Origin of the sequence: Paenibacillus sp. V4I7, from assembly GCF_030817275.1 — a bacterium.
Classification (GTDB): Bacteria; Bacillota; Bacilli; order Paenibacillales; family NBRC-103111; genus Paenibacillus_E.
On record NZ_JAUSZD010000002.1, the window covers coordinates 2,456,789 to 2,478,083 of the forward strand.

Sequence of the window (21,295 nt, forward strand, 5' to 3'; positions counted from 1 at the left end):
ACGTATTTGTTAAGTTGCGTTTGCAACAGTGTACTTTTATCAGCGAGATGATATCTTGATATTAGATAAGATTTGTTGATAGGGAGGTTAAGTAGGATGAAGAAGAGAACACTCGTACAAGCTATGCTGCCCTTCATGATGGTCGCCATCATTATTTTATTGGCAGGCTGCAGTAATCAAGCTATGGTGCTGGATCCCAAAGGACCTGTAGGTGCTGAACAGAGAGATTTGATTGTGATTTCCTCCATTTTATGCGCAATTATCCTCGTACCGGTTCTTGTACTGACAGCTTGGATTGTTTGGCGGTATCGCGATAAAGAAGGCAATAAAGCATCATATAAGCCAAACTGGTCGCACAGTACTTCCTTAGAAATTGTTTGGTGGGCAGTTCCAATCATTATTATTGTAGCTTTGGCTGTCATTACTATTCGTTATACGTATGCACTAGAGCCCTCTAAGCCGTTAAAATCCAATAAACCGCCCGTCACCATTCAAGTGACATCTCTGGATTGGAAATGGTTATTCACGTATCCGGAGCAGGGTATAGCAACGGTCAATTATTTGCAAATTCCAGAGGATACACCGATTAAGTTCGAGCTCACTTCTGATGCTCCGATGAACTCGTTCTGGATCCCGCAGCTGGGTGGGCAGATATATACGATGTCAGGTATGGCAATGACACTGTATTTACAAGCTGATGAGATCGGGCATTACTTCGGAACGGGAGCGAATTTCAGCGGTGCGCATTTCGCGGATATGACGTTCGATGTGAATGCGACTTCCCAGAAGGACTTCGAAGCTTTCATAGCCAAAACGAAAAAGGTTCCGACAAAACTTACGATGGAAAGCTATGAAGCCTTAGCCAAGCCTGGTAAGTCAGGTGTGCAATATTTCTCCTCGGTTCCAGATGGACTTTTCCAAAAGATAGTAACGAAATATACGAATGGTCAATCCATTCACAGTGGTCATGTCAGTTCAGAGTCTGTGAAAGAGACGAGCAAGCCTCAATCAACGGACAAAACTGCACCTATGAACCATAATGATCACAGTCAAATGAAAATGACAAAATGATCGATCAAAGCTTTTGAGAAAGGGAGATCTGCTCATGTTGGATAAAATAAAGCAATTCGCATCAGAGTTTTTCGTAACGGGCGATCCACTCATCCTGGGTGCTCAGGTTAGTATCGGACTCTCGATGATCGCTATGATATTCGTGCTGTCTTATTTCAGAAAGTGGGGCTGGCTCTGGCGTGAATGGTTAACAAGTGTTGACCATAAACGAATCGGGATCATGTACATCATTTGTTCGATCATGATGTTGTTCCGCGGCGGTGTGGATGCGCTTCTAATGCGTCTACAACTAGCGATGCCAAATAGTCAATTTCTACAAGCAGAGCACTATAATCAAATCTTCACGACGCATGGCGTGATCATGATTCTATTCATGGCAATGCCTCTAATGTTCGGACTATTTAATATTGTAGTCCCACTGCAAATTGGAGCTCGAGACGTCGCTTATCCGTTCTTGAATTCACTTAGCTTCTGGATGTTCTTCTGGGGAGCTATGCTTTTCAACGTATCGTTCGTCATTGGTGGATCACCGGATGCAGGATGGCTTAGCTACCCACCGCTTTCGGAGTTGTCCCATAGTCCGGGTGTCGGACAGAACTTCTATATCTGGGGTATTCAAATATCCGGTATAGGAAGCTTAGCGACGGGAATTAACTTTATTGTGACCATTTTGAAAATGCGTGCACCTGGCATGAAGTTGATGAAGATGCCAATGTTTACATGGTCCGTATTTTCAAGTTGTATCATGATTATCTTCGCTTTTCCGATCCTTACAGTGACGTTAGCTTTATTATTCCTTGACCGTTTCCTGGGCGCACATTTCTTCACCTTGGATGGCGGCGGGAATCCAATGATGTACATCAATTTGATCTGGATGTGGGGTCACCCTGAGGTCTACATTGTTGTCATTCCGGCTTTCGGTATTTTCTCGGAAATTGTTTCTACCTTCTCCAAAAAGAAATTGTTTGGCTACAAATCGATGGTTTTCGCCATGCTGATCATTAGTTTATTGTCCTTCTTCACGTGGGCGCATCACTTCTTTACGATGGGGTCTGGCGCAGATGTTAATGCCTTTTTCGCCATTAGTACGATGTTGATTGCGATACCGACCGGAGCCAAGGTATTTAACTGGTTATTCACCATGTTCCGCGGTAAGATTCGTTTCTCGACGCCAATGATGTGGACAATTGCATTCATTCCTTGTTTCGTTATTGGAGGCATGACAGGGGTGCTGTTGTCGGTTGCGCCAGCTGATTTTCAGTTCCATAACAGTTACTTCCTGATTGCGCATTTCCATCAAGTATTAATTGGTGGTGTAGCCTTCGGATACTTCGCGGGACTTTACTACTGGTGGCCAAAAATGTTCGGCTTCAAGCTGAACGAGCACTTGGGCAAATGGGCATTCTGGACGTGGAACATTGGGTTCTATGTTTGTTTCATGCCGCAATATTTCTTGGGTTTAGATGGTATGACTCGCCGTACGTATACGTACGATTTCGATATGGGCTGGGGACCGCTGAATCTCGTATCTACAGTAGGCGGTTTCCTTATGGGTGTCGGGTTCATTTTCCAAGTATGGCAAATTGCTCACTCGATTAAATTCAGAGAACCGGATGTAACCGGGGATCCTTGGGACGGCCGTACACTTGAATGGTCGATTCCTTCGCCAGCTCCAATTTATAACTTTGCCGTACTGCCAGAAGTTAACGAAGCAGATGCATGGTGGGAACAAAAGCAGAAGCAAAGCTTATCTGCCAAGCAACCAGCCAAGATCGTATATGAACCGATTCACATGCCTAAGAACTCTTCCATTCCATTCCTAATGTCTGCACTATGGTTTTTCGCTGGATTTGGTTTTGTATTTAATTGGATGTGGCTGACGATCCCGGCCTTAATTGGTGTTGCGATCACTATGATTGCACGTTCGTTCAGCTATGATACGGATTATTATATTCCTGCTGATGAAGTGAAACGTACGGAAGCCGCATTGAAAGGGGCGAAAGTATAATGGCACATGCAGCTACGCAAGGTGGGCATCACGCCCACGATCATGAACATGATCACGAGTCGCTCAAAACGTTCGGATTCTGGATATTTCTAATCACGGACTGTATCTTATTTGGATCTTTATTTGCCACCTACATGGTTCTTCATCAAAATACAAACGGGGGTCCAACCCCGGAAGAATTGTTCAAGATGCCAGGTATCATTGCGGAAACCTTTATCTTGCTTACTAGCAGCTTCACGAGCGGTTTAGCCGTGCTTGGCATGCACAAAGGGAACATGAAGCAGTTAATTGGCTGGCTAGCCGTAACAGTTCTTCTGGGAGCGTCATTCGTAGGACTCGAGTTAATGGAATTCATTAACATGGTTAATCATGAGGGCGCAACAATTAGTACGAGCGCATTTTTATCAGCTTTCTATGCATTAGTTGGTACACACGGCTTACACGTTTCGGTTGGTTTGATTTGGATGGTCGGGTTGATGCTGCAATTGAAACGCCGCGGCATCACAGCCGTGACCAAACGCAAAGTGGCTGTCATTTCCTTGTACTGGCATTTCCTTGACGTTGTCTGGATCTTCGTATTTACAGTCGTCTATTTGATGGGGGTGATGTAAGATGAGTCAACCACATACAGGTTCACATGAAACCCATGATGCTCATGGTTCATTGAAATCTTATATTATTGGCTTTGCTCTATCGATCATTCTGACCATCATTCCACTCGTTGCTGTTATGAACCATATGTTGAGTAAAACAGGCACAATCGTCTTGATCCTCTTCATGGCTGTACTGCAATTTGGTGTTCAGTTGTTCTTCTTCATGCATGTGAAAGAAGGCGAGAATGCACGCTGGAATATCATGGCGTTGATCTTTGGTCTTGTCATCTTACTGACGATCGTGGCCGGTTCGATATGGATTATGACTTACAATCAAGTAGCTCATTAAGATTTGATAAAAGGAAAGACGTTTTCACCACGTTTGATGTGGTGGGAACGTCTTTTTTTCATGAATTCATGCTTATAAACACCGGATCAGCCGGAATCCTCCGAGTAGGCAGCTTAGACGATGAATTTCATCTAACTATCTAGCATGTCGGCTTGTTTCGTTCCTTAGCTTCTCGTTTTTCTTGTTGTACTGCTTTTTCTCCGAATTGATCTAAGCGAGAAGGGCTGCCTGCAGGTCCAGTGTTCTTGGGCTTACTATTTCTTCCACTCATGATTTATCACCTCCGTCGATTCAGCTTTTGCTAAATGATTATCGTTCATTCAGTGTGGTAATAAATAGTTGTCTTTCTACCCTACACATGATACATTATGTATCAGAGATACTATTTGTATCATTCAACTAGAATGGACAAGCTATCCTTTTTGAACGGAGAGGAGCCGAATGAATCGCCCAAGCCAACGATTTCGTAACCATCTCGACGATAATCTAATTCATCTGCATAAGAACTTGTTCATAAGCCCATCAGATCCACAATATTATGAGAAAGTGATCCGCTATATTGACGCTAATTCACCGGAAGCTCATTTTAACATCGCTCAAAAATTTCAGTTAAAAGGGAATTTGAAAAGGGCAATTTTTCATTACAAAGAGGTTCTTCGAACGTACCCATCGCCTTTCTATTCGGCTGCTAATCGGGCCATTCGTGAATTGGATCAACAACAAGCGGAACATGCAGCTAGTATGCAAAAGGCTTTCCCTGAGGCGGAGAAGCGGCTGTTACCTCCATTTATGAAAACAATGCTAATCGTTCTCTTTGTTCTTAATTTAATGTTAGTCGTGTTGTTTGTTGGTGAAGCCCCGATTTATAAAACGATTTCGAAAATGAAAGTCTGGGGTATTGGAAGTGCCGTTACGTATGAGACGATGGATGTTCCATTTGTCATGTACATTGATCCTGACACCAAAAATGAAGATATTGAAACAGCGCTGCATAAGCAGGCTTTGGAATTAGCCAAAGAGATGCCGAATTCCAGCATTCTTATTTATGGCATCGTTTCACAAGATAATGTGAACAAAGGGAAAACGCTGCTTCTCACGAATGATGAACAGACGAAGAGCGCCATTGTTATCGCTCAATATCATCCCGCGACGGATCGTACAGTGAGAATTCGCTTCCTGAATTCCGAATTTGAAAAGCACCAACCGCTTAGTGCGATTGGTGCTAATTTAGTTCGTACAGCTTTAGAATCGTACCACACAGATTATGGAAGGGCTCCAGCAAATCTGAACGCTCTCCTGCAAGATTATCCGAATAATTATTTGAGCTTCATTCCATTAGAAGCGGTCACAAGTTCTAATGACATTTCTACGGTGTTTAACGGGCGAGGGGGATGGGTCTATGATTCCGGTGCGGTTGAAGTCGAGCAGATGTTTTATGCGAACGCTGCAGGCGTTGGCCGAGCACCCTATGAGCCTGTCCATATTGAAATCAACAAGGCTGAACATCAATTGAAACTGGTTAGCGGCAGCTATTTATTATGGGTAAAAGATATTGGACTTGGCGCCAACGGGAGTACCCCCCAAGGAGATTTTCGGGTAATGGACCGTGTGCAGCAGCCCAAAGGGAAACATGCACAGGTATATGGGGAGGCCGGCTTGGGACTTGGAGCGATCGCGCTTCATGGAACATTTGATGAGAGCTCAATCGGCACGGATCAATCGTTGGGCTGTATACGACTAACGAATCCGGATGTACAGCAATTATTTCAATTTGTTCCTAAAGGCACAGTGGTTCAAATTATTCCTGCCAAATGGGCTGCAGTCCATAATGAGCAAGTGAAGGACACGTTATTGCTTATTCCCAATAACCTGCCATCCCTTGATCAATCGCCTGAACAGGTATTTCATTGGCTTGGTTAATCAGGTTTTGTTAATGGCATTACCTATTATTTCTTGCGAATCTCATTAAAAAAGCAGCCAATGCTTACCGACGTTTAGTCGGAAGCAGCAGCTGCTTTTTTAAAATTAACTACATTAAGTTTTCTGGGTTGAGTTTTTCCAGTTCAGGGATGACGAAGCGTCCGTCTTTGCGAATGAGAACATCATCAAAGTAGATTTCGCCGCCGCCATATTCGGGACGCTGGATAAGCACCATATCCCAGTGAACGGAGGAGCGGTTCGTATTATCCGCTGTCTCATAAGCTTGACCTGGAGTAAAGTGAATGCTGCCATCAATTTTCTCATCGAATAAAATATCTTTCATTGGATGTTGGATGTAGGGGTTTACGCCAATTGCGAATTCGCCGATAAATCGAGCACCATCATCAGTATCCAGGATATCATTCAATTTCTTCGTGTCATTGCTGGTAGCTTCAATAATACGGCCATTTTCGAATTTTAATACAATGTTTTCAAAGGAAGTGCCGGAATATATCGTAGGTGTGTTATAGCTAATTACACCATTAACGGAGTCCTTCACAGGCGCTGTGTATACTTCACCATCAGGTATGTTTCTCAGACCAGAGCAAGGGACGGCTCCAATATTTTTGATCGAGAAGCTAATGTCAGTCCCTTTGCCAACAAGGCGAACGCGGTCTGTACGGTTCATCAGGTCGACAAGTGACTCCATAGCTACAGCCATTTTGCTGTAATCGAGATTACATACATTGAAGTAGAAATCTTCGAAAGCCTCAGTGCTTTTGCCGGCCAGCTGAGCCATCGAAGGATTTGGATAACGCATGACGCACCATTTCGTATTGTTAATGCGTTCGTCGAAGAGAGGACGCTGGAAGTATTTCAGATAGAGCCTCATTTGATCATCGGGTACATCGGACGATTCGGTAATATTATCACCACTGCGGACGGCTACATAAGCATCCATCTGCTTCATCCGTGCAAGCTCAAATTCGGACCATTGGCTAAATAGCTCTTGGGTACCGGTCATTTGTAAGCTTCTCATAATTGCTGGATCACGCAGCTCGATGAAAGGTTTACCGCCAACGGCATATACTTCTTCAATGAAGCATTTGGCGAGTTCGGGGTCTTTGACTCCAATCATTTCAATCAGTATGTTCTCACCAGGCCCCAGGCTAACTGAATAATTGATTATATTTCGGGCAAAGGTTTGAAGTCTTGGGTCTCTCATTCTTTAGGTCTCCCTTAATTGAATATAGGTACTTACAAATTATATCGCAACAGGCGTTCTTAAGCCAATAAAGACTAATGATTTCGTGGAACTTAGTAGGGTATGCTACAATATATCAAGGCAAAACAGACAACAGAAATGACAACTAGAGGAGGACGCAATGGCAAGAGATCAGATTAAAGTACCATTCGGGTACGAACCTCCGGCGGAAACTCATAAAGGAACAGTCTTATTATTTGAAACTTTTGAGGACTGGACGGAGACAGAACTGCACGCTTTTACCAGATGGGCGGAGGAAAGAAAGTTCGTTCGAGCTATCTTTTATCCCCAGCATGAGGAAACACTTCGGAGAATGGACATACCTTGTCAGCAGCCTTATTATGCCCGTGTGAAGCATTTGGAAAGCCTCTTGGAACAAGTGGAATCCACCCTTCAATTGGACTTGGATAAGTGGGAAGGGAAGCGTAAGAAGTACACACCGATAGATACATCTTTGAAATTTTTGACGGATAAAACGCCCGGGCCCCATTTCGTGTACATGAGTGACCGTTATGCGAATCTATTCGTTACGTATCCTTCCTTCAAGGAATGGATCAGAAAAGTAAGACTCGTCATCATCAATCAATTCCATGTTCCCCTCCATGGTAAGCTGAATGAATACGCGGAGAGATGGGAAGCTGTGGATTTTGGAAATGGCTCTTGAACAACGGATCTCGAGTAACAAATTAATCATATTAATTATGGTCGTTATCGTGGCAGGGATGAGTCAAGGTATGCTCATGCCGCTGCTAACGATCCTTTTGGATCGTTCAGGTGTATCAACGGAAGCCAATGGTCTGAATGCTGCAGCGCTTTATATAGGTATTTTCTCCACGATGTTCTTCATAGAAAGGCCTGTGCGAAGATTCGGATATAAGCCAGTCATCATCGTTGGGATGGGACTGGTCATCCTGGCAACTTGTTTGTTCCCGGTATGGCAGCAGATTGGTTTCTGGTTTGTACTTCGTTTGTTTGTAGGGATTGGGGATAGCGCTCTGCATTATGCAACGCAGTTATGGATCGTTACATCAAGCCCTAAAGAGCGTAGAGGACGTAATATCTCTTTATACGGCATGGCTTATGGTGTTGGTTTTAGCTTAGGACCTATAGGAATTACCTTACTCAAATCAGGTAGTTGGGTGCCCTTTTTGACGACCAGCTGCTTTTTTTTAATTGTTCTGACGCTTGTATGGCAGTTATCCAATGAGAAGCCAGAGCAACTGGACAAAGTGGAGGCGGTGCATAAGCGTGCTTCAAAGGTATTGGCAATCGCTTGGTTCCCGCTCATTACCTCCTTACTCTATGGCTATATGGAAGCCTCGATGAACAGCAACTTTCCGATTTATGGACTGCGTACAGGTCTCACGGAATCTAATATTGGTGTTCTGCTGCCCATCATGGGGGTAGGGGGTCTCATCATGCAGCTGCCGCTAGGGATTTGGAGTGATCGTGTGGGGCGGAAGAGTATCCTTATTGTGAGTGGCCTCATTGGCTCCATCGCATTTCTATGTATTCCGTTTGCAGGCTCGAATCTTTGGTTGATTGGACTCTGTTTCGGCGTTGCCGGGGGCATGGTGGGCTCGTTTTTCTCACTAGGTTTGGCCTATGCGGCAGACATACTGCCTAGACATTTAGTTCCTACTGCAAATGTACTTGCTTCTATCCAGTACAGCTTAGGGAGTATAGCCGGCCCTTTAATGGGAGGACTAGCTATCCGTTATATTAGCACAGCCAGTATTTTTTATTTGATAGGCCTTATCTATGTCTTATTTGCTCTATCTGGGTTTACTTTTCGACGTCAATCTGTATGAAAAAAAGACACTAAACCTAATCAAGGTTTGGTGTCCTTTTCATTTAGCCAACATTTAGCCTATTTCATAGCTTGCTGCTTGATCCGTCATATACCGCTCTGTCAAAATAGTTAACATAGAAATCCCAATTTGATTTTCTCCGCCCTCAGGAATAATAATGTCAGCATATTTCTTGGACGGCTCAATGAATGCGTCATGCATCGGCTTAACGGTCGTCAAATATTGATCAAAGACAGATTGCAGCGTACGTCCTCGTTCATTAATATCTCGGGAAAGTCGGCGCAGAATACGAACGTCCGGATCTGTATCAACGAACACCTTGATGTTCAAAGCGCCGCGCAGCTCCTCGTCTGTTAAGACATGAATGCCTTCGAGCAGCACAATCGGCTTTACCTCGATACGAATTGTTTCTTCAGAGCGCGCATGTTGTGAGAAATCGTACACAGGTATGTCCACGGCATTGCCGCTTTTCAATTCATTTAAATGCTTGAGCAGCAAGGCGTTCTCGAAGGCACGGGGATGATCATAATTAATACGTTCCCGTTCTTCTAAAGTAAGACCACTATGATGAAGATAATAATTATCTTGTGAAATTAATGTCACGTTCGTGGATCCTAGCTTGGTAATGATGGATCGAGCTACAGTAGTTTTTCCTGAACCGGTACCACCGGCAATTCCGATAACGAGCATGAAATGTAGTGCCTCCCCAAATAACTTGAAAACCTTCCTCCGTAGTTTAACATAATGTTCATATAAAAAGAAAAAGCGATCGAATTTCGATCACCTTTTGCCTTGATACCTTATCGAATTTGCTTCTGGGTATGGAACTTCTCTTGATTGGCCTCGATATCTTGAGAAGCTTGCGTCAATTGCTCCATGGTTTGCTTTATCTGCTGGCCATATTCATCATTGTTAAAAGTTTGAAGCTGCTCATGTGCTTCATGAACTTGTTGTTTAGCTTCTGTAAGTGCTGCTTGTGCAGATTGAATAGATCGAGGGTTGGCCTGTGTTATGGCTACTTGCAGTTGATGCTCGGCGTCTTGAGCTTGGAGTATAGCATGATCTGCTGCGTCAATGGCGTGCTGAAGCGGCTGCTGATGCTGACGAGTTTCTGTCATAGGGGAATGCCTCCTAAGGATAATTGTTATGGGTAAAAAAGAACAGCGACTTTACTACATTGCTCCAAAGCTGGGGAAATCATTCTTGATTTGGGAAATGAAATTATTTCCTGGGGAAGCGCAAAATGTGAGCGTACTTATGATAATTCGACATGAAAAGTCAGAAAATTTCGAATACAAAATCAATTGCGTGAAAAGGCTATTGTTTCCAAAATAAAAGTGGACAAACCGCTAGAATATTCATAAGCTAGAGAAGATAGCTTTTTTTTGACATGATTAGACAATTAGGGTCTAAATAGGGGATGAAATGATGAGAACATGGAAAGGTTTTTGTATAATTGTAGTTGTTACACTAAGTATTTCCGGGTGTGGATCATCAAAAACCAATACTGCACCGGCAAATTCGTACACACCTACCTTAGAAGTAAGTACGACTGTTAATGGAGATGCAGCTACCCTTCGAATTACAACTGACCTTAAGCTTTCCAAAGAGCATTACGATCAACAGCGCAAGCAAGGGGAAGGGCACGTTCATGTTTCCTTGGACAAAAAAGAAAAAGAAGTCATGACGACCACTGAAAAAGGTTATGAACATTTAAGCAAAGGTCCTCATGAATTAAAAGTTTCCTTACATAATAACGATCATACGCCTTACGATGTAAGCAAGACGATCACGTTTGAAGTGAAGTAGGAGTATCCCATGCCATTTCTTCCGAAGAGTTTGAGCTTACAGAAAAGAATTGTTTTCCTCGTCACTTCAGTTACGGTGGGTATGCTCTCAACCATGATGGTCTTCGATACCATAAGTTTAAATCAATCCATTCGAGAAGCCTATGTGAGTCAAATAAGCGGCATGACGATTGCCATCAATGGACGCTATGAAGAATCTCGTTCCGTTACAGATGTACAGCAAATATTTGATTACATTCAATATAAGAATACACGTGTTCTCGAGATGAAGTTATACGATACACAAGGCGTTATTCTGGCGGCTTCCAATCGTTCTGAAGTTGGTAATCATCTGCCATATTCTAGTATAGTTATTCCTAAGCAGGATCAAACCATAGTTGACCGTATGCCTATGGCGCAAACGGATAAACCGGTTGTCCGTCTGACGGCGCCTCTCCAGGAGGATGGTCTTGTTGTAGGTGCGGTAGAAGTTATTTTTGATTCCTCCGAGGAAACCGCGCTGCTGAAAAAGCGAACGAAACTTATTCTGATTGTGGGAATCAGTATTGCTATTGTTTTATCAATATTGCTATGGCTTATTTTGCGAAGAATTGTTATTCGTCCATTAAGTCGACTTCGTGAAGCCGCGCTTGTTGTCAAGCAAGGAGGAGACCTTCCTACGCTGCAGTTCAAAGCCTCCCCAGAAATCGAAGAAGTGTCTGAAGCTTTTAATGACATGGTCAAAAATTTGGATGAACGCTACCATGAGCTTCAACAGGTACTAAAAACGCTGCAGGTGACACAGGACCAACTTGTTCAATCGGAGAAAATGGGAGCCTTGGGCAATCTGGTTGCCGGTGTTTCTCATGAAATCAATACACCAATCGGGATCGGTGTAACCGCAATAAGTTATTTGGATCAAAGGACGAAGGAATTTAAGAGCCTGTATGAGACGGGGAAAATGAAAAAGTCGGACCTTGAACAGTTCCTTTCCATTACCCAAGAGACGAATACCATGGTGCAGTCCAATTTGGAACGCGCTTCTTCCTTGGTGCGCAGCTTTAAACAAATTTCAGTAGATCAAAGCGTTGAAGTCAAGCGCACCTTTCATTTGAAGGAATATTTAGAGGGCATCATCTCAAGCTTGAAACCTACGCTCAAGAAAACAAGGCTCCGAGTAGATGTCTATTGCGAGAATGAGCTGATTCTTTACACATATCCAGGCGCTTTATCACAAATTATTACGAATTTAGTTATGAATTCTTTGAACCACGCCTATGCGACTGAGGAAGAAGGCAGTTTAACCATACGTGTTGAAGATCATCAAGACTATATTATCCTGTCGTATACAGATGATGGTAAAGGGATGACGCAAGAAGTTCTAGATCAAATTTTCGATCCTTTTTTCACAACGAGCCGCGGCAAAGGCGGAACAGGGTTAGGGATGAATATTGTCTATAATCTCGTAACACAATCACTGAATGGAACCATCGAAGGTTCTAGTACCTTGGGACAAGGAAGTTTATTTACCATTACGATTCCGAAAGAGGAGGAAGCCGTGCAATGACAGGACAAGATGGGTTAGTGGACCAGGATGAGCTTCTTTTTGCTGAGGAAGAAGAGACCGATTCAGCTGAGGAAGTTACGATCGAACAAGACCCTTGGGTCTTACTCATTGTTGATGATGAGAAACAAATCCATCAAGTGACCAAAATGGTTCTACAAGATTTCGAATTTGATGGTAAGAAGCTGGAATTCCATAGTGCTTATTCGGCTTTAGAAGCCAAACAGCTATTAAAACAACAGCCGAATGCCTCATTAATTCTTTTAGATGTTGTCATGGAGCAAGATGATGCAGGGCTTCAAATTGTTAAGTACATACGCGAAGAATTGAATAATCAGGCGATACGTATTATTTTGCGGACAGGTCAGCCAGGTCAAGCACCTGAGCGCACGGTCATTATGGATTACGACATTAATGATTATAAAGAAAAGACAGAACTCACAACACAAAAGCTGTTCACGACTGTGGTTACGGCGCTTCGTTCTTATCGTGATATTAAAACGATTGAGAAAAGCAGATCAGGCTTGGAGGAGATTATTAAGTCCTCTGCTTCGCTATTCGAGCTGCAATCTATGAAGAAATTTGCTTCCGGTGTTTTGACACAAATGACATCCATCGTTAACTTACATAAAAATGCGCTGCATTGCAGCTTTGCTGTTACCAAAGGTGTCGAAGATATTTATATCCTAGCAGCGAGCGGGGACTATGCATCCAATCAAGACGAACGAGCGCGGGATGTTGTTCCTTCTGATGTACTCGAAGAGATTGAACATGCCTTTCATTCCAAAAAAAGCAGCTTCGCATCGGATCGCTTTGTGATTTATTTTCAAAGTAAGATGGGTATGGAAAATGTCATTTACATGAATGGATTCAAAGCACTCAGTGAGTGGGAGCATTATTTAGTTGATATTTATTGTGCGAATGTTTCTGTGGCTTTTGAAAATATTTATTTAAATGAAGAGCTAGAAAGCACACAGCAAGAAATTATTTATACGATGGGCGAAATCACGGAAACCAGATCCAAGGAAACGGGACACCATGTGAAAAGAGTTGCCGAATACTCCCGTTTGCTGGCCATTAAGTATGGATTATCTGAGCAGGAAGCTGAAGTCATTCGCTTGGCTTCTCCGATGCATGATGTTGGTAAAGTTGGCATACCAGATGCGATTTTAAATAAGCCTGGATCGCTGACAAGTGAAGAATTCGATATTATGAAAACTCATTCGAATCTTGGGTACGAAATGCTCAAGCATTCGAACAAGCAAGTCTTAAATGCCGCAGCGATCATCGCGCAGCAGCATCATGAGCGTTACGATGGAACAGGGTATCCGCAAGGACTTCGCGGCGACGAGATACATCTCTATGGTCGTATAACCGCATTAGCTGATGTATTTGACGCTCTATGCAGTGATCGTGTTTATAAGAAAGCTTGGGAACTTGATCGCGTGATGGATTTACTTAAAACGGAACGCGGACGTCATTTCGATCCTGTAATCGTAGATCTATTCATTAAGCATTTGGATGAGTTCCTGGTCATCAAGGAGTTCTACAAGGAGCAGCGTTAACGGCATTAATTATCTGAATAGCATAATATGCGAATAGCCTTTTCATACTAGCAAAACCAAACCTAAATGAACCGGAGCCCTTGTCCTTGGACAGGGGCTTTTTTTAGGTGTATACAGCTTGATAAACGACAGCTCGTGAAAAGATGGGTTCGGATAAAAAAAATGTATCGACGAAAATGTGTTTCCCTATTGCAACATTTGTGAGTTTGGGTAATAATGTACCTAGAGAGTTGCCTTTAGTCAACAAATGTGAGCTTGTACAATTTAATAAGATAATGAGAAAAGTTGAACGAATCGGGGAGGACATAATTATATGAACGTGATGACTGTAAAAGGTTTTTGGAAAAAGAGTGCTGCTGTTGCATTACTAGGCATTATGATGACCGTGTCAGCGTGTGCGAATAATGAAAAAACACCATCATCAACATCGGCTTCAACGGAGAAGGAAATTAAAGTTACCACAACTGTAGGTATGATTACAGATATTGTTGAAAATGTTGGTACCACTCATGTGAAAGTAACCGGGCTTATGAGTGCTGGGGTGGACCCGCATTTATATAAAGCTTCGCAAGGCGATATTAAAAAGTTAGATGATGCGCAAATCATTTTCTATAATGGACTGCACTTAGAAGGCAAAATGGTTGAGATTTTGGAAAAGATGGGTAAGCAAAAACCTACGGTAGCCGTAGCTGATAAAATCGATCGCAAAGAATTGCGGTCCGGAGCCGAGATGGAAACGGAATATGATCCGCACATTTGGTTTAATGTAAAGCTTTGGATGAAGGCTACAGAGCAAGTACGAGATTCCTTAAGTGAGTTGGATCCAACCCATAAGGAAGATTACAAGAACAATGCAGCCGCGTATCTAGCTAAGCTTCAAGAATTAGATCGCTATGCGACTGAACAAATCGCCTCAATTCCAGAGGCATCCCGGGTTCTAGTAACGGCACATGATGCTTTCGGTTACTTCGGAGATGCGTATCACATTCAAGTTAAGGGACTTCAAGGGATCAGTACAGCATCGGAGTACGGTTCCAAGGATGTAAGTCAGCTCAGAGATTTCTTAGTCGAGAAAAAGGTGAAAGCTGTATTCGTTGAATCCAGTGTTCCTAAGAAATCGATTGAAGCGGTCATTCAAGGAGCGAAGGAAAAGGGGCACCAAATTCAAATTGGCGGAGAATTGTTCTCTGACGCCATGGGCAAAATAGGAACGCCAGAAGGCACTTATATAGGCATGGTTCGTCACAATGTAGATACCATAGTTAACGCTCTGAAATAGCAGTCGCTGCTAAGAATGTTTTGCATATAGAATGGCTTAGGAGGATTGAACATGAAACAAACGCACGCGCCGCTATCGATACAAAATATGACTGTTGCTTATCATAAGAAGCCCGTTCTGGAGCAAGTGTCATTGACTATCCCGGAAGGTAAATTGATTGGAATTATCGGTCCGAATGGTGCAGGGAAATCCACATTAATTAAAGCAGCTCTGGGCTTGATTCCAAGTCTATCCGGCGAAGTGAAGATATATGGAAAGCCCTACAAAGAGCAGCGCCATCTTGTTGGTTATGTGCCTCAGCGTGAATCGGTTGATTGGGATTTCCCGACCAATGCCCTTGATGTTGTAACGATGGGGCGGTATGGTCATCTGGGTTGGTTCCGCAGACCGGGAAACAAAGAAAAACAAATCGCGATGTCTTGTTTAGAGAAAGTTGGAATGGCTGACTTCGCAGATAGACAAATTAGTCAACTTTCTGGTGGTCAGCAGCAGCGTATTTTCTTGGCGAGAGCACTCGCACAAGATGCTAGTTTATATTTTATGGATGAACCTTTCGTGGGTGTAGATGCCGCTACGGAAAAAGCGATTATTACGCTGCTCGGAGAACTTAAGAAACAAGGGAAGACGGTGTTGGTAGTTCACCATGATTTATCCACCGTTAAAGAGTATTTCGATTGGGTTATCTTACTTAATGTGGGAATTGTGGACATTGGGCCGACGAATGAAGTATTTACAAAAGATAAATTACAGCAAACGTATGGCGGTAAACTAGCGATCTGGGATCGGGAAGATGCCGCGACGCAACTAGGATAAAAGAGGTGAACAACATGTTGGACTCTTTACTTCACTTATGGTTAGATCCGAATGCGCGATGGATATTACTCGGTTGCTCATTACTAGGACTAAGCAGCGGGGTGTTAGGAAGTTTTGCTTATTTACGCAAACAATCGTTAATGGGAGATGCTTTGTCCCATGCAGCCCTTCCGGGTGTATGCGTCGCCTTCATGATAACAGGATCCAAATCGATCTTTTTCTTCTTGATCGGTGCAGCCGCGGCGGGCTTACTTGCCACACTAAGTATCGGATGGATAACACGGTATTCCAAAATCAAGCAGGATTCGGCTTTAGGTATCGTATTATCCGTGTTTTTTGGGGTAGGTATTGTATTGTTAACACAAATTCAGCATAGCTCAAGCGGCAATCAAAGCGGCTTAGATAAATTTTTATTCGGTCAAGCGGCATCGATGGTTAACTCTGATGTCATTACAATGGCTATCATTTCATTCCTATTAGTTGGTATTTGTACATTGTTTTTTAAAGAATTTAAATTATTAAGTTTTGATCCTGGATATGCACGAGGATTAGGTTTTCCTGTTGGGATTCTGGATCACTTCATGATGTTTCTCATTGTCGTTGCTGTTGTTGTGGGGATTCAAGCGGTAGGCGTCGTCTTGATGGCGGCATTGTTGATTACACCTGCTGTAGCGGCTAGATATTGGACGGAGAGATTAGGCCTAATGGTCATCTTGTCTGGACTATTTGGGGCTTTCAGCGGATTCGTAGGGACATATCTCAGTACGATGGGAAGTAATTTGCCAACAGGTCCACTTAGTGTGTTAGCAGCGACGGTCCTATTCGTAATTTCCCTCTTTTTTGCTCCGAAACGGGGACTTGTTATTAAACTTATCCGACAGTCTTCCATGAAACAAAAGATCCAAAAAGATACAGAAGCAGAGTCCTACGTTAAGGCAAAAGGGGTGAGCCAAGTTGAATGATCTGTGGATTATCTTAACTGCTGCTCTTGTCGCTGCTGCTTGTTCTTTAGTAGGCTGCTTCCTCGTCTTGCGTAAAATGGCCATGATCGGCGATGCCATCAGTCATTCCGTGCTTCCGGGGATCGTCATCGCTTTCCTGATCAGCGGCTCTAGAGGTTCTATCTTTATGCTGATTGGTGCTGCCGTAATCGGTCTTATAACGGTATTCTTAATCCAGCTTTTCCAACAAAGCGGTGTTCAATCTGATGCTTCAATCGGAGTCGTATTCACAGCCATGTTCTCCATAGGCGTTGTTCTTGTCAGTTTGTATACAAGACAAATCGATCTGGATTTGGATTGTGTCCTATATGGAGAAATCGCCTATGTGCCATGGAATACCATTGAAGTTGGCGGTGTGAGCATCGGACCAAAAGCCGTATGGGCAGTAGGGTTTGCTCTTCTTCTTAGCAGTGTTGTGATTGGGCTCTTTTATAAACAGTTTAAACTCTGTTCATTCGATCCAGCACTTGCTGCAGCAGTGGGCATTCCAGTTTTGTTATTTCATTATCTGTTAATGGGTTTAGTATCCATTACGACAGTTGCTTCATTCGAAAGTGTGGGTGCGATTCTCGTTGTCGGTATGTTGATTGTACCTGCGGCTACAGCCTATCTTTTAACTGAAAAACTTAGTGTAATGATCGTATTGAGTGTGACTGTAGGGGTTATCAGTTCAATAGCTGGCTACTTCGTAGCCTACTTACTCGATGCTTCCATTGCAGGTTGTATGATTAGTGTGGCAGGGGTCATGTTCGTTATTGCTTTCCTATTGTCGCCGACCAATGGACTGATCATCCGTAAAATTCGCCAAAAACGTGGATTATCAGGGGTAATTCCTGAATCCGTCTAATAAAGTGGTATGAAATCTGCTTCTTTGTCTCTTTTACGGAGATGGAGGAGCATTTCTTTTAATTGACATTTCCTGTATGCTAGAAAGGGGCTAGAGACAGAGAGAAGGAGAAAGAAGGTGTGACCATGGAAGGAATTGGACTCGTACTGGAAGGCGGAGGTATGCGAGGCGTATACACCGCAGGAGTCTTGGAATACTTTATGGAACAGGATTTATATTTTCCTTATGTGGTTGGAGTATCCGCAGGGGCATGCAACGCCGTTTCGTATATTTCCAAACAACCCGGGCGCAATAAAAAAGTAACGATTGGTTATATTAGGGATCACAGATATTTAAGCTATCGCAATTTATTCCGTCATAAAAGCATTTTTGGGATGGATTTCATATTCAATGAGTTGCCAAATAAGTTGGTACCGTTTGATTACGATGCCTTCTATAACTCGCCGCAGCAGTTCGCCATCGGTACAACCGATGCGCATACGGGCGAACCCATTTATTACACGAAGCATCAACTCATGCAGCAAACCATGCCGATTATTCAAGCATCAAGTTCATTGCCATTCGTAGCCACACCCATTCATTATGAAGGTCGGACCTTGTTTGACGGCGGCTTAGTAGATCCGATTCCTGTGAAAAAGTCTCTTGCTGACGGGAACAAAAAGCATATCATTGTGCTAACCAAAGAACAGGGGTATCGCAAGAGTCCCTTTAAGCAGCGGTGGCTAGCTAAAAGTTTCTATCCGGCTTATAACGGTCTTGTAAATGTACTTGTCAATCGAAGTGAAATCTATAATGGAACTTTAGAAACCATTGAACGAATGGAAGCGGATGGAAGTGCGATCATCATACGACCTTCGTCCAAAGTAGTAGTAGGCCGTATGGAAAAGGATCCTAAGAAACTAGAGTCGCTGCACGAGCTTGGGTATCAGGATGCGAAACGAATGGGATCACAGATGAAAGAATGGTTACTTAGTTGAACGTAAAGAGCTGTATACATGGAAAAATCGAATCAAAAAATTGCACCTTAAGCACCAAAGCTCATTTCTGTTTGCAATAAGTACGAACATGAGGTATGGTATAAACAAACCAATAAGAACCCACGGGAGCTTGAGAAGTCAGGCTGAGATTGTGACCGTCATTGTCACTCACCGTTAATCTGATCTGGGTAATGCCAGCGTAGAGAACTCCAATAAATGCACGTTCATTCGATCTGTTTCGAATGGGTTTATCATTTTCTACTCATGGCGCTCCCGGATAACGGGGGCTTTTTCTTGTGGTTAAATAGAGATGTGGAGAGGGGAAACAAAGAATGAAATGGAAGAAAATTGCACCACTTATGCTAGTTAGCTTAACCGTAGCCTTGGCTGGTTGCGGCAATAAAACGGCAGAACAGCCGTCAAACCAAACTGCAAACCAAACGGCCAAGCCGTTAACGAACGTGAAGGTTGTTCTGGACTGGACGCCAAATACGAACCATACGGGGCTATATGTCGCAAAGGATCAAGGCTTTTTTGAAAAAGAGGGACTAAATGTAGAAATTATTGCTCCCGGCGAAGGCGGAGCCGATGCCATGGTTGCTTCAGGGGCTGCGGAGTTCGGTGTCAGTTATCAAGAAAGCATCACACAAGGACGAATTCAAGGTGTACCGTTGGTTTCCATTGCTGCGGTGATTCAGCATAACACATCCGGTTTTGCATCTCCGGTAGCGAAGAACATCAAGTCGCCCAAGGATTTCCAGGGGAAAACGTATGGCGGTTGGGGGGCTCCGGCAGAAAGTGCGATGATCGACTCGCTTATGCAATCTGAGAAAGCAGATCCGAGCAAAGTGAAGATCGTGAACATCGGTGATGCCGATTATTTCACAGCCGTGAAACGGGATATTGATTTCGCTTGGATTTACTACGCTTGGACAGGTGTAGATGCCGAGTTGCGTGGCGAGCCGCTGAATATGATTTATTTGAACAAATATTCGGATAAACTGGATTACTATACACCGGTTCTTGCGACGAATGAGAAAATGATCAAAGAGAAGCCTGAGCTCGTGAAGGCCTTCATGGCGGCTGCATCGAAAGGGTATCAATTTGCTATCAGCAAGCCAGAAGATGCTGCTAACATTTTGATCAAAGCGGTTCCTGATCTAGATAAAAAACTTGTGCTTGCCAGTCAAAAATGGCTCAGCCCACGTTATCAAGATGATGCTGCTCGTTGGGGCGAACAAAAAAAATCCGTATGGGAAAATTATGCGAATTGGATGCTAGATCATAAGCTGCTCGAGAAAAATATCGATGTAGATGCTGCATTCACGAACAAGTTCTTACCGGAAAGCCCAAAATAGCACGATTTGTTGGAGGAGGCACTTATAGTGGCTAATGCACTTGTCAGTATTCAAATCATACCGAAAACGAAAAACAATGAAGATGTCATCTCCTATGTAGATCGTGCGATTGAAGTCATTGCCAAGTCTGGCGTGAAATATTTCGTATCTCCGCTGGAGACGACGATGGAAGGTGAGCTCGACCAGCTTCTGGCAATCATTCAAGACATGAATGCCGCTATGATTGAGATGGGCAGCCCTAATGTTATTTCGCAGGTGAAAATTTACTTCAACCCGTCGGGTGCTTCTATGGACAAGCTGACGGAGAAATACAGATAATGAAACAGCATCGCTGGTTCAAAGCGGGGTGGCCACCGATTGTTGTGGTCATCCTTCTGCTGCTTTTATGGCAGCTTGCCGTGACTTGGGGAGGCACAGCAAGCTGGTTGCTGCCTAGTCCGCTCAAAAATATGGAAAGACGGCACCACGGATATGCCCAGAGTATGGATGCACACATTCGCCACTTTGCGTTTGATGTTGATTGGGTTTAGTGCTGGTGTAACTGGCGGTGTGATTGTTGCTAGCTGCTTACATCGGGTGCCCGCGCTTAAGGCTGGTTTTTACCCGCTCCTTATTTTATCTCAAAATGTCCCGACCATTGCACTGGGACCGCTGCTAATCATATTATTTGGTTTTGGCATTCTACCTAAAATCCTATTAATTTCACTAGTTTGTTTCTTTCCTGTAACGATGTCTATTTTGGACGGTTTTATGCAAACAGATCGCAGTATGTACAACTATATGCAGATGATCGGCGCCAGCAAACGGCAAATCTTTTATAAATTAGAGCTGCCTCATGCTTTGCCATTTCTCTTCACAGGACTCAAAATATCGGCTACATACAGTGTGATGGGGGCTGTGATTGCCGAATGGCTTGGTGGAGGCGTTGGACTGGGCTATTATATGATTTTGCAAAAATCGGCGTTCCGCGCTGACCGCGAATTTGTTGCTATTCTGATGATTGTTACGCTCAGCTTACTCTTCTTCTGGCTCATCGCAGGGCTTGAGAAGCTCGTCATTCGATGGAACGCGAAACGGTCATCTTAAGA

At 43.5% G+C, this 21,295-nt stretch carries 23 protein-coding genes; 19 read left to right on the forward strand and 4 right to left on the reverse strand.

The annotated features are described in order from the left end of the window. Positions 1-96: 96 nt before the first annotated feature. From cyoA to cyoD, 4 genes are read left to right on the forward strand one after another with little or no spacing between them, the layout of a single operon-like run. On the forward strand, positions 97-1,071 hold the full coding sequence (cyoA, locus tag QFZ80_RS12255; RefSeq protein WP_307559110.1) for a ubiquinol oxidase subunit II: 975 nt from the start codon (positions 97-99) through the stop codon (positions 1,069-1,071). A gap of 34 nt (positions 1,072-1,105) precedes the next feature. Next, entirely contained in the window at positions 1,106-3,079 is a 1,974-nt protein-coding gene (locus QFZ80_RS12260) for a cbb3-type cytochrome c oxidase subunit I (RefSeq protein WP_307546387.1), read from the forward strand. Then, the gene (gene cyoC / locus QFZ80_RS12265) at positions 3,079-3,690 is read left to right on the forward strand and encodes a cytochrome o ubiquinol oxidase subunit III (protein WP_307546386.1); all 612 of its coding nucleotides are present in this window, start codon (positions 3,079-3,081) and stop codon (positions 3,688-3,690) included. Before QFZ80_RS12260 ends, cyoC begins: the two co-directional genes overlap by 1 nt. Position 3,691: 1 nt before the next feature. Further along, entirely contained in the window at positions 3,692-4,021 is a 330-nt protein-coding gene (gene cyoD / locus QFZ80_RS12270) for a cytochrome o ubiquinol oxidase subunit IV (protein ID WP_307546385.1), read from the forward strand. Positions 4,022-4,160: 139 nt separating this feature from the next. Here the strand turns inward: cyoD and QFZ80_RS12275 are convergent, their stop codons facing one another. Then, positions 4,161-4,292, reverse strand: a complete 132-nt coding sequence (locus QFZ80_RS12275; RefSeq protein ID WP_307546384.1) for a hypothetical protein — start codon at positions 4,290-4,292, stop codon at positions 4,161-4,163. Between the two features lie 170 nt (positions 4,293-4,462). On the opposite strand from QFZ80_RS12275, the gene QFZ80_RS12280 reads away from it, so the two are divergent. Further along, positions 4,463-5,941 carry a L,D-transpeptidase family protein gene (locus tag QFZ80_RS12280; protein WP_307546383.1) on the forward strand — a complete coding sequence of 493 codons (1,479 nt, stop codon included), beginning with the start codon at positions 4,463-4,465 and terminating at the stop codon, positions 5,939-5,941. A 109-nt stretch (positions 5,942-6,050) separates the two neighbouring features. On the opposite strand, the gene QFZ80_RS12285 is transcribed toward QFZ80_RS12280, so the two are convergent. Then, complete coding sequence (locus QFZ80_RS12285) at positions 6,051-7,166, reverse strand: aminopeptidase (RefSeq protein WP_307546382.1); 1,116 nt, start codon at positions 7,164-7,166, stop codon at positions 6,051-6,053. Positions 7,167-7,326: 160 nt separating this feature from the next. On the opposite strand from QFZ80_RS12285, the gene QFZ80_RS12290 reads away from it, so the two are divergent. Further along, positions 7,327-7,869, forward strand: coding sequence for a hypothetical protein (locus tag QFZ80_RS12290; protein ID WP_307546381.1), 543 nt, complete (start codon positions 7,327-7,329; stop codon positions 7,867-7,869). Then, complete coding sequence (locus QFZ80_RS12295; RefSeq protein WP_307555541.1) at positions 7,859-9,016, forward strand: MFS transporter; 1,158 nt, start codon at positions 7,859-7,861, stop codon at positions 9,014-9,016. Before QFZ80_RS12290 ends, QFZ80_RS12295 begins: the two co-directional genes overlap by 11 nt. Before the next feature lie 54 nt (positions 9,017-9,070). Here QFZ80_RS12295 and udk read toward each other — a convergent pair whose 3' ends face one another. Continuing rightward, entirely contained in the window at positions 9,071-9,706 is a 636-nt protein-coding gene (udk, locus tag QFZ80_RS12300) for a uridine kinase (RefSeq protein ID WP_261300854.1), read from the reverse strand. Between the two features lie 110 nt (positions 9,707-9,816). Next, positions 9,817-10,134: a hypothetical protein gene (locus QFZ80_RS12305; protein ID WP_307546380.1), complete on the reverse strand. Its 318-nt coding sequence runs from the start codon at positions 10,132-10,134 to the stop codon at positions 9,817-9,819. A 310-nt stretch (positions 10,135-10,444) separates the two neighbouring features. Between QFZ80_RS12305 and QFZ80_RS12310 the strand changes: the two genes are divergently transcribed. From QFZ80_RS12310 to QFZ80_RS12360, 12 genes are all read left to right on the forward strand, one after another. Further along, positions 10,445-10,825 carry a hypothetical protein gene (locus QFZ80_RS12310; protein ID WP_307559112.1) on the forward strand — a complete coding sequence of 127 codons (381 nt, stop codon included), beginning with the start codon at positions 10,445-10,447 and terminating at the stop codon, positions 10,823-10,825. Between the two features lie 9 nt (positions 10,826-10,834). Beyond that, positions 10,835-12,370, forward strand: coding sequence for a sensor histidine kinase (locus QFZ80_RS12315; RefSeq protein ID WP_307559114.1), 1,536 nt, complete (start codon positions 10,835-10,837; stop codon positions 12,368-12,370). Then, positions 12,367-13,932, forward strand: a complete 1,566-nt coding sequence (locus QFZ80_RS12320; protein WP_307559117.1) for a DUF3369 domain-containing protein — start codon at positions 12,367-12,369, stop codon at positions 13,930-13,932. The genes QFZ80_RS12315 and QFZ80_RS12320 overlap by 4 nt, the downstream gene beginning before the upstream one ends. 313 nt (positions 13,933-14,245) lie before the next feature. Then, positions 14,246-15,211, forward strand: a complete 966-nt coding sequence (locus QFZ80_RS12325) for a metal ABC transporter solute-binding protein, Zn/Mn family (protein WP_307546376.1) — start codon at positions 14,246-14,248, stop codon at positions 15,209-15,211. Between the two features lie 51 nt (positions 15,212-15,262). Further along, the gene (locus QFZ80_RS12330; protein WP_307546375.1) at positions 15,263-16,024 is read left to right on the forward strand and encodes a metal ABC transporter ATP-binding protein; all 762 of its coding nucleotides are present in this window, start codon (positions 15,263-15,265) and stop codon (positions 16,022-16,024) included. Between the two features lie 14 nt (positions 16,025-16,038). Next, positions 16,039-16,986, forward strand: coding sequence for a metal ABC transporter permease (locus QFZ80_RS12335; protein ID WP_307546374.1), 948 nt, complete (start codon positions 16,039-16,041; stop codon positions 16,984-16,986). Beyond that, positions 16,979-17,872, forward strand: coding sequence for a metal ABC transporter permease (locus QFZ80_RS12340; RefSeq protein ID WP_307559119.1), 894 nt, complete (start codon positions 16,979-16,981; stop codon positions 17,870-17,872). Before QFZ80_RS12335 ends, QFZ80_RS12340 begins: the two co-directional genes overlap by 8 nt. A gap of 125 nt (positions 17,873-17,997) precedes the next feature. Further along, complete coding sequence (locus tag QFZ80_RS12345) at positions 17,998-18,849, forward strand: patatin-like phospholipase family protein (protein WP_307564098.1); 852 nt, start codon at positions 17,998-18,000, stop codon at positions 18,847-18,849. 332 nt (positions 18,850-19,181) lie between these two features. Then, the gene (locus tag QFZ80_RS12350; RefSeq protein WP_307546372.1) at positions 19,182-20,207 is read left to right on the forward strand and encodes an ABC transporter substrate-binding protein; all 1,026 of its coding nucleotides are present in this window, start codon (positions 19,182-19,184) and stop codon (positions 20,205-20,207) included. A gap of 27 nt (positions 20,208-20,234) precedes the next feature. Further along, the gene (locus QFZ80_RS12355; RefSeq protein ID WP_307559122.1) at positions 20,235-20,525 is read left to right on the forward strand and encodes a thiamine-binding protein; all 291 of its coding nucleotides are present in this window, start codon (positions 20,235-20,237) and stop codon (positions 20,523-20,525) included. After that, a complete protein-coding gene (locus QFZ80_RS38940) occupies positions 20,525-20,737 on the forward strand; it encodes a hypothetical protein (protein ID WP_373460059.1) in 213 nt (70 codons plus the stop codon). The genes QFZ80_RS12355 and QFZ80_RS38940 overlap by 1 nt, the downstream gene beginning before the upstream one ends. Continuing rightward, positions 20,679-21,293 carry an ABC transporter permease gene (locus QFZ80_RS12360; protein WP_373460060.1) on the forward strand — a complete coding sequence of 205 codons (615 nt, stop codon included), beginning with the start codon at positions 20,679-20,681 and terminating at the stop codon, positions 21,291-21,293. Before QFZ80_RS38940 ends, QFZ80_RS12360 begins: the two co-directional genes overlap by 59 nt. The last annotated feature ends 2 nt before the right edge of the window (positions 21,294-21,295 follow it).

Excerpts from the sequence above, each read along its gene's own strand:
- QFZ80_RS12290 (WP_307546381.1), top strand. The coding sequence starts at position 7,327 with ATGGCAAGAGATCAGATTAAAGTACCATTCGGGTACGAACCTCCGGCG.
- QFZ80_RS12320 (WP_307559117.1), top strand. The coding sequence starts at position 12,367 with ATGACAGGACAAGATGGGTTAGTGGACCAGGATGAGCTTCTTTTTGCT.
- QFZ80_RS12275 (WP_307546384.1), bottom strand. The coding sequence starts at position 4,292 with ATGAGTGGAAGAAATAGTAAGCCCAAGAACACTGGACCTGCAGGCAGC.
- QFZ80_RS38940 (WP_373460059.1), top strand. The coding sequence starts at position 20,525 with ATGAAACAGCATCGCTGGTTCAAAGCGGGGTGGCCACCGATTGTTGTG.
- QFZ80_RS12325 (WP_307546376.1), top strand. The coding sequence starts at position 14,246 with ATGAACGTGATGACTGTAAAAGGTTTTTGGAAAAAGAGTGCTGCTGTT.
- QFZ80_RS12315 (WP_307559114.1), top strand. The coding sequence starts at position 10,835 with ATGCCATTTCTTCCGAAGAGTTTGAGCTTACAGAAAAGAATTGTTTTC.
- cyoC (WP_307546386.1), top strand. The coding sequence starts at position 3,079 with ATGGCACATGCAGCTACGCAAGGTGGGCATCACGCCCACGATCATGAA.
- udk (WP_261300854.1), bottom strand. The coding sequence starts at position 9,706 with ATGCTCGTTATCGGAATTGCCGGTGGTACCGGTTCAGGAAAAACTACT.
- cyoD (WP_307546385.1), top strand. The coding sequence starts at position 3,692 with ATGAGTCAACCACATACAGGTTCACATGAAACCCATGATGCTCATGGT.
- QFZ80_RS12280 (WP_307546383.1), top strand. The coding sequence starts at position 4,463 with ATGAATCGCCCAAGCCAACGATTTCGTAACCATCTCGACGATAATCTA.
- QFZ80_RS12305 (WP_307546380.1), bottom strand. The coding sequence starts at position 10,134 with ATGACAGAAACTCGTCAGCATCAGCAGCCGCTTCAGCACGCCATTGAC.
- QFZ80_RS12345 (WP_307564098.1), top strand. The coding sequence starts at position 17,998 with ATGGAAGGAATTGGACTCGTACTGGAAGGCGGAGGTATGCGAGGCGTA.
- QFZ80_RS12295 (WP_307555541.1), top strand. The coding sequence starts at position 7,859 with ATGGCTCTTGAACAACGGATCTCGAGTAACAAATTAATCATATTAATT.
- cyoA (WP_307559110.1), top strand. The coding sequence starts at position 97 with ATGAAGAAGAGAACACTCGTACAAGCTATGCTGCCCTTCATGATGGTC.
- QFZ80_RS12285 (WP_307546382.1), bottom strand. The coding sequence starts at position 7,166 with ATGAGAGACCCAAGACTTCAAACCTTTGCCCGAAATATAATCAATTAT.
- QFZ80_RS12310 (WP_307559112.1), top strand. The coding sequence starts at position 10,445 with ATGAGAACATGGAAAGGTTTTTGTATAATTGTAGTTGTTACACTAAGT.
- QFZ80_RS12330 (WP_307546375.1), top strand. The coding sequence starts at position 15,263 with ATGAAACAAACGCACGCGCCGCTATCGATACAAAATATGACTGTTGCT.
- QFZ80_RS12335 (WP_307546374.1), top strand. The coding sequence starts at position 16,039 with ATGTTGGACTCTTTACTTCACTTATGGTTAGATCCGAATGCGCGATGG.
- QFZ80_RS12260 (WP_307546387.1), top strand. The coding sequence starts at position 1,106 with ATGTTGGATAAAATAAAGCAATTCGCATCAGAGTTTTTCGTAACGGGC.
- QFZ80_RS12350 (WP_307546372.1), top strand. The coding sequence starts at position 19,182 with ATGAAATGGAAGAAAATTGCACCACTTATGCTAGTTAGCTTAACCGTA.
- QFZ80_RS12360 (WP_373460060.1), top strand. The coding sequence starts at position 20,679 with ATGCCCAGAGTATGGATGCACACATTCGCCACTTTGCGTTTGATGTTG.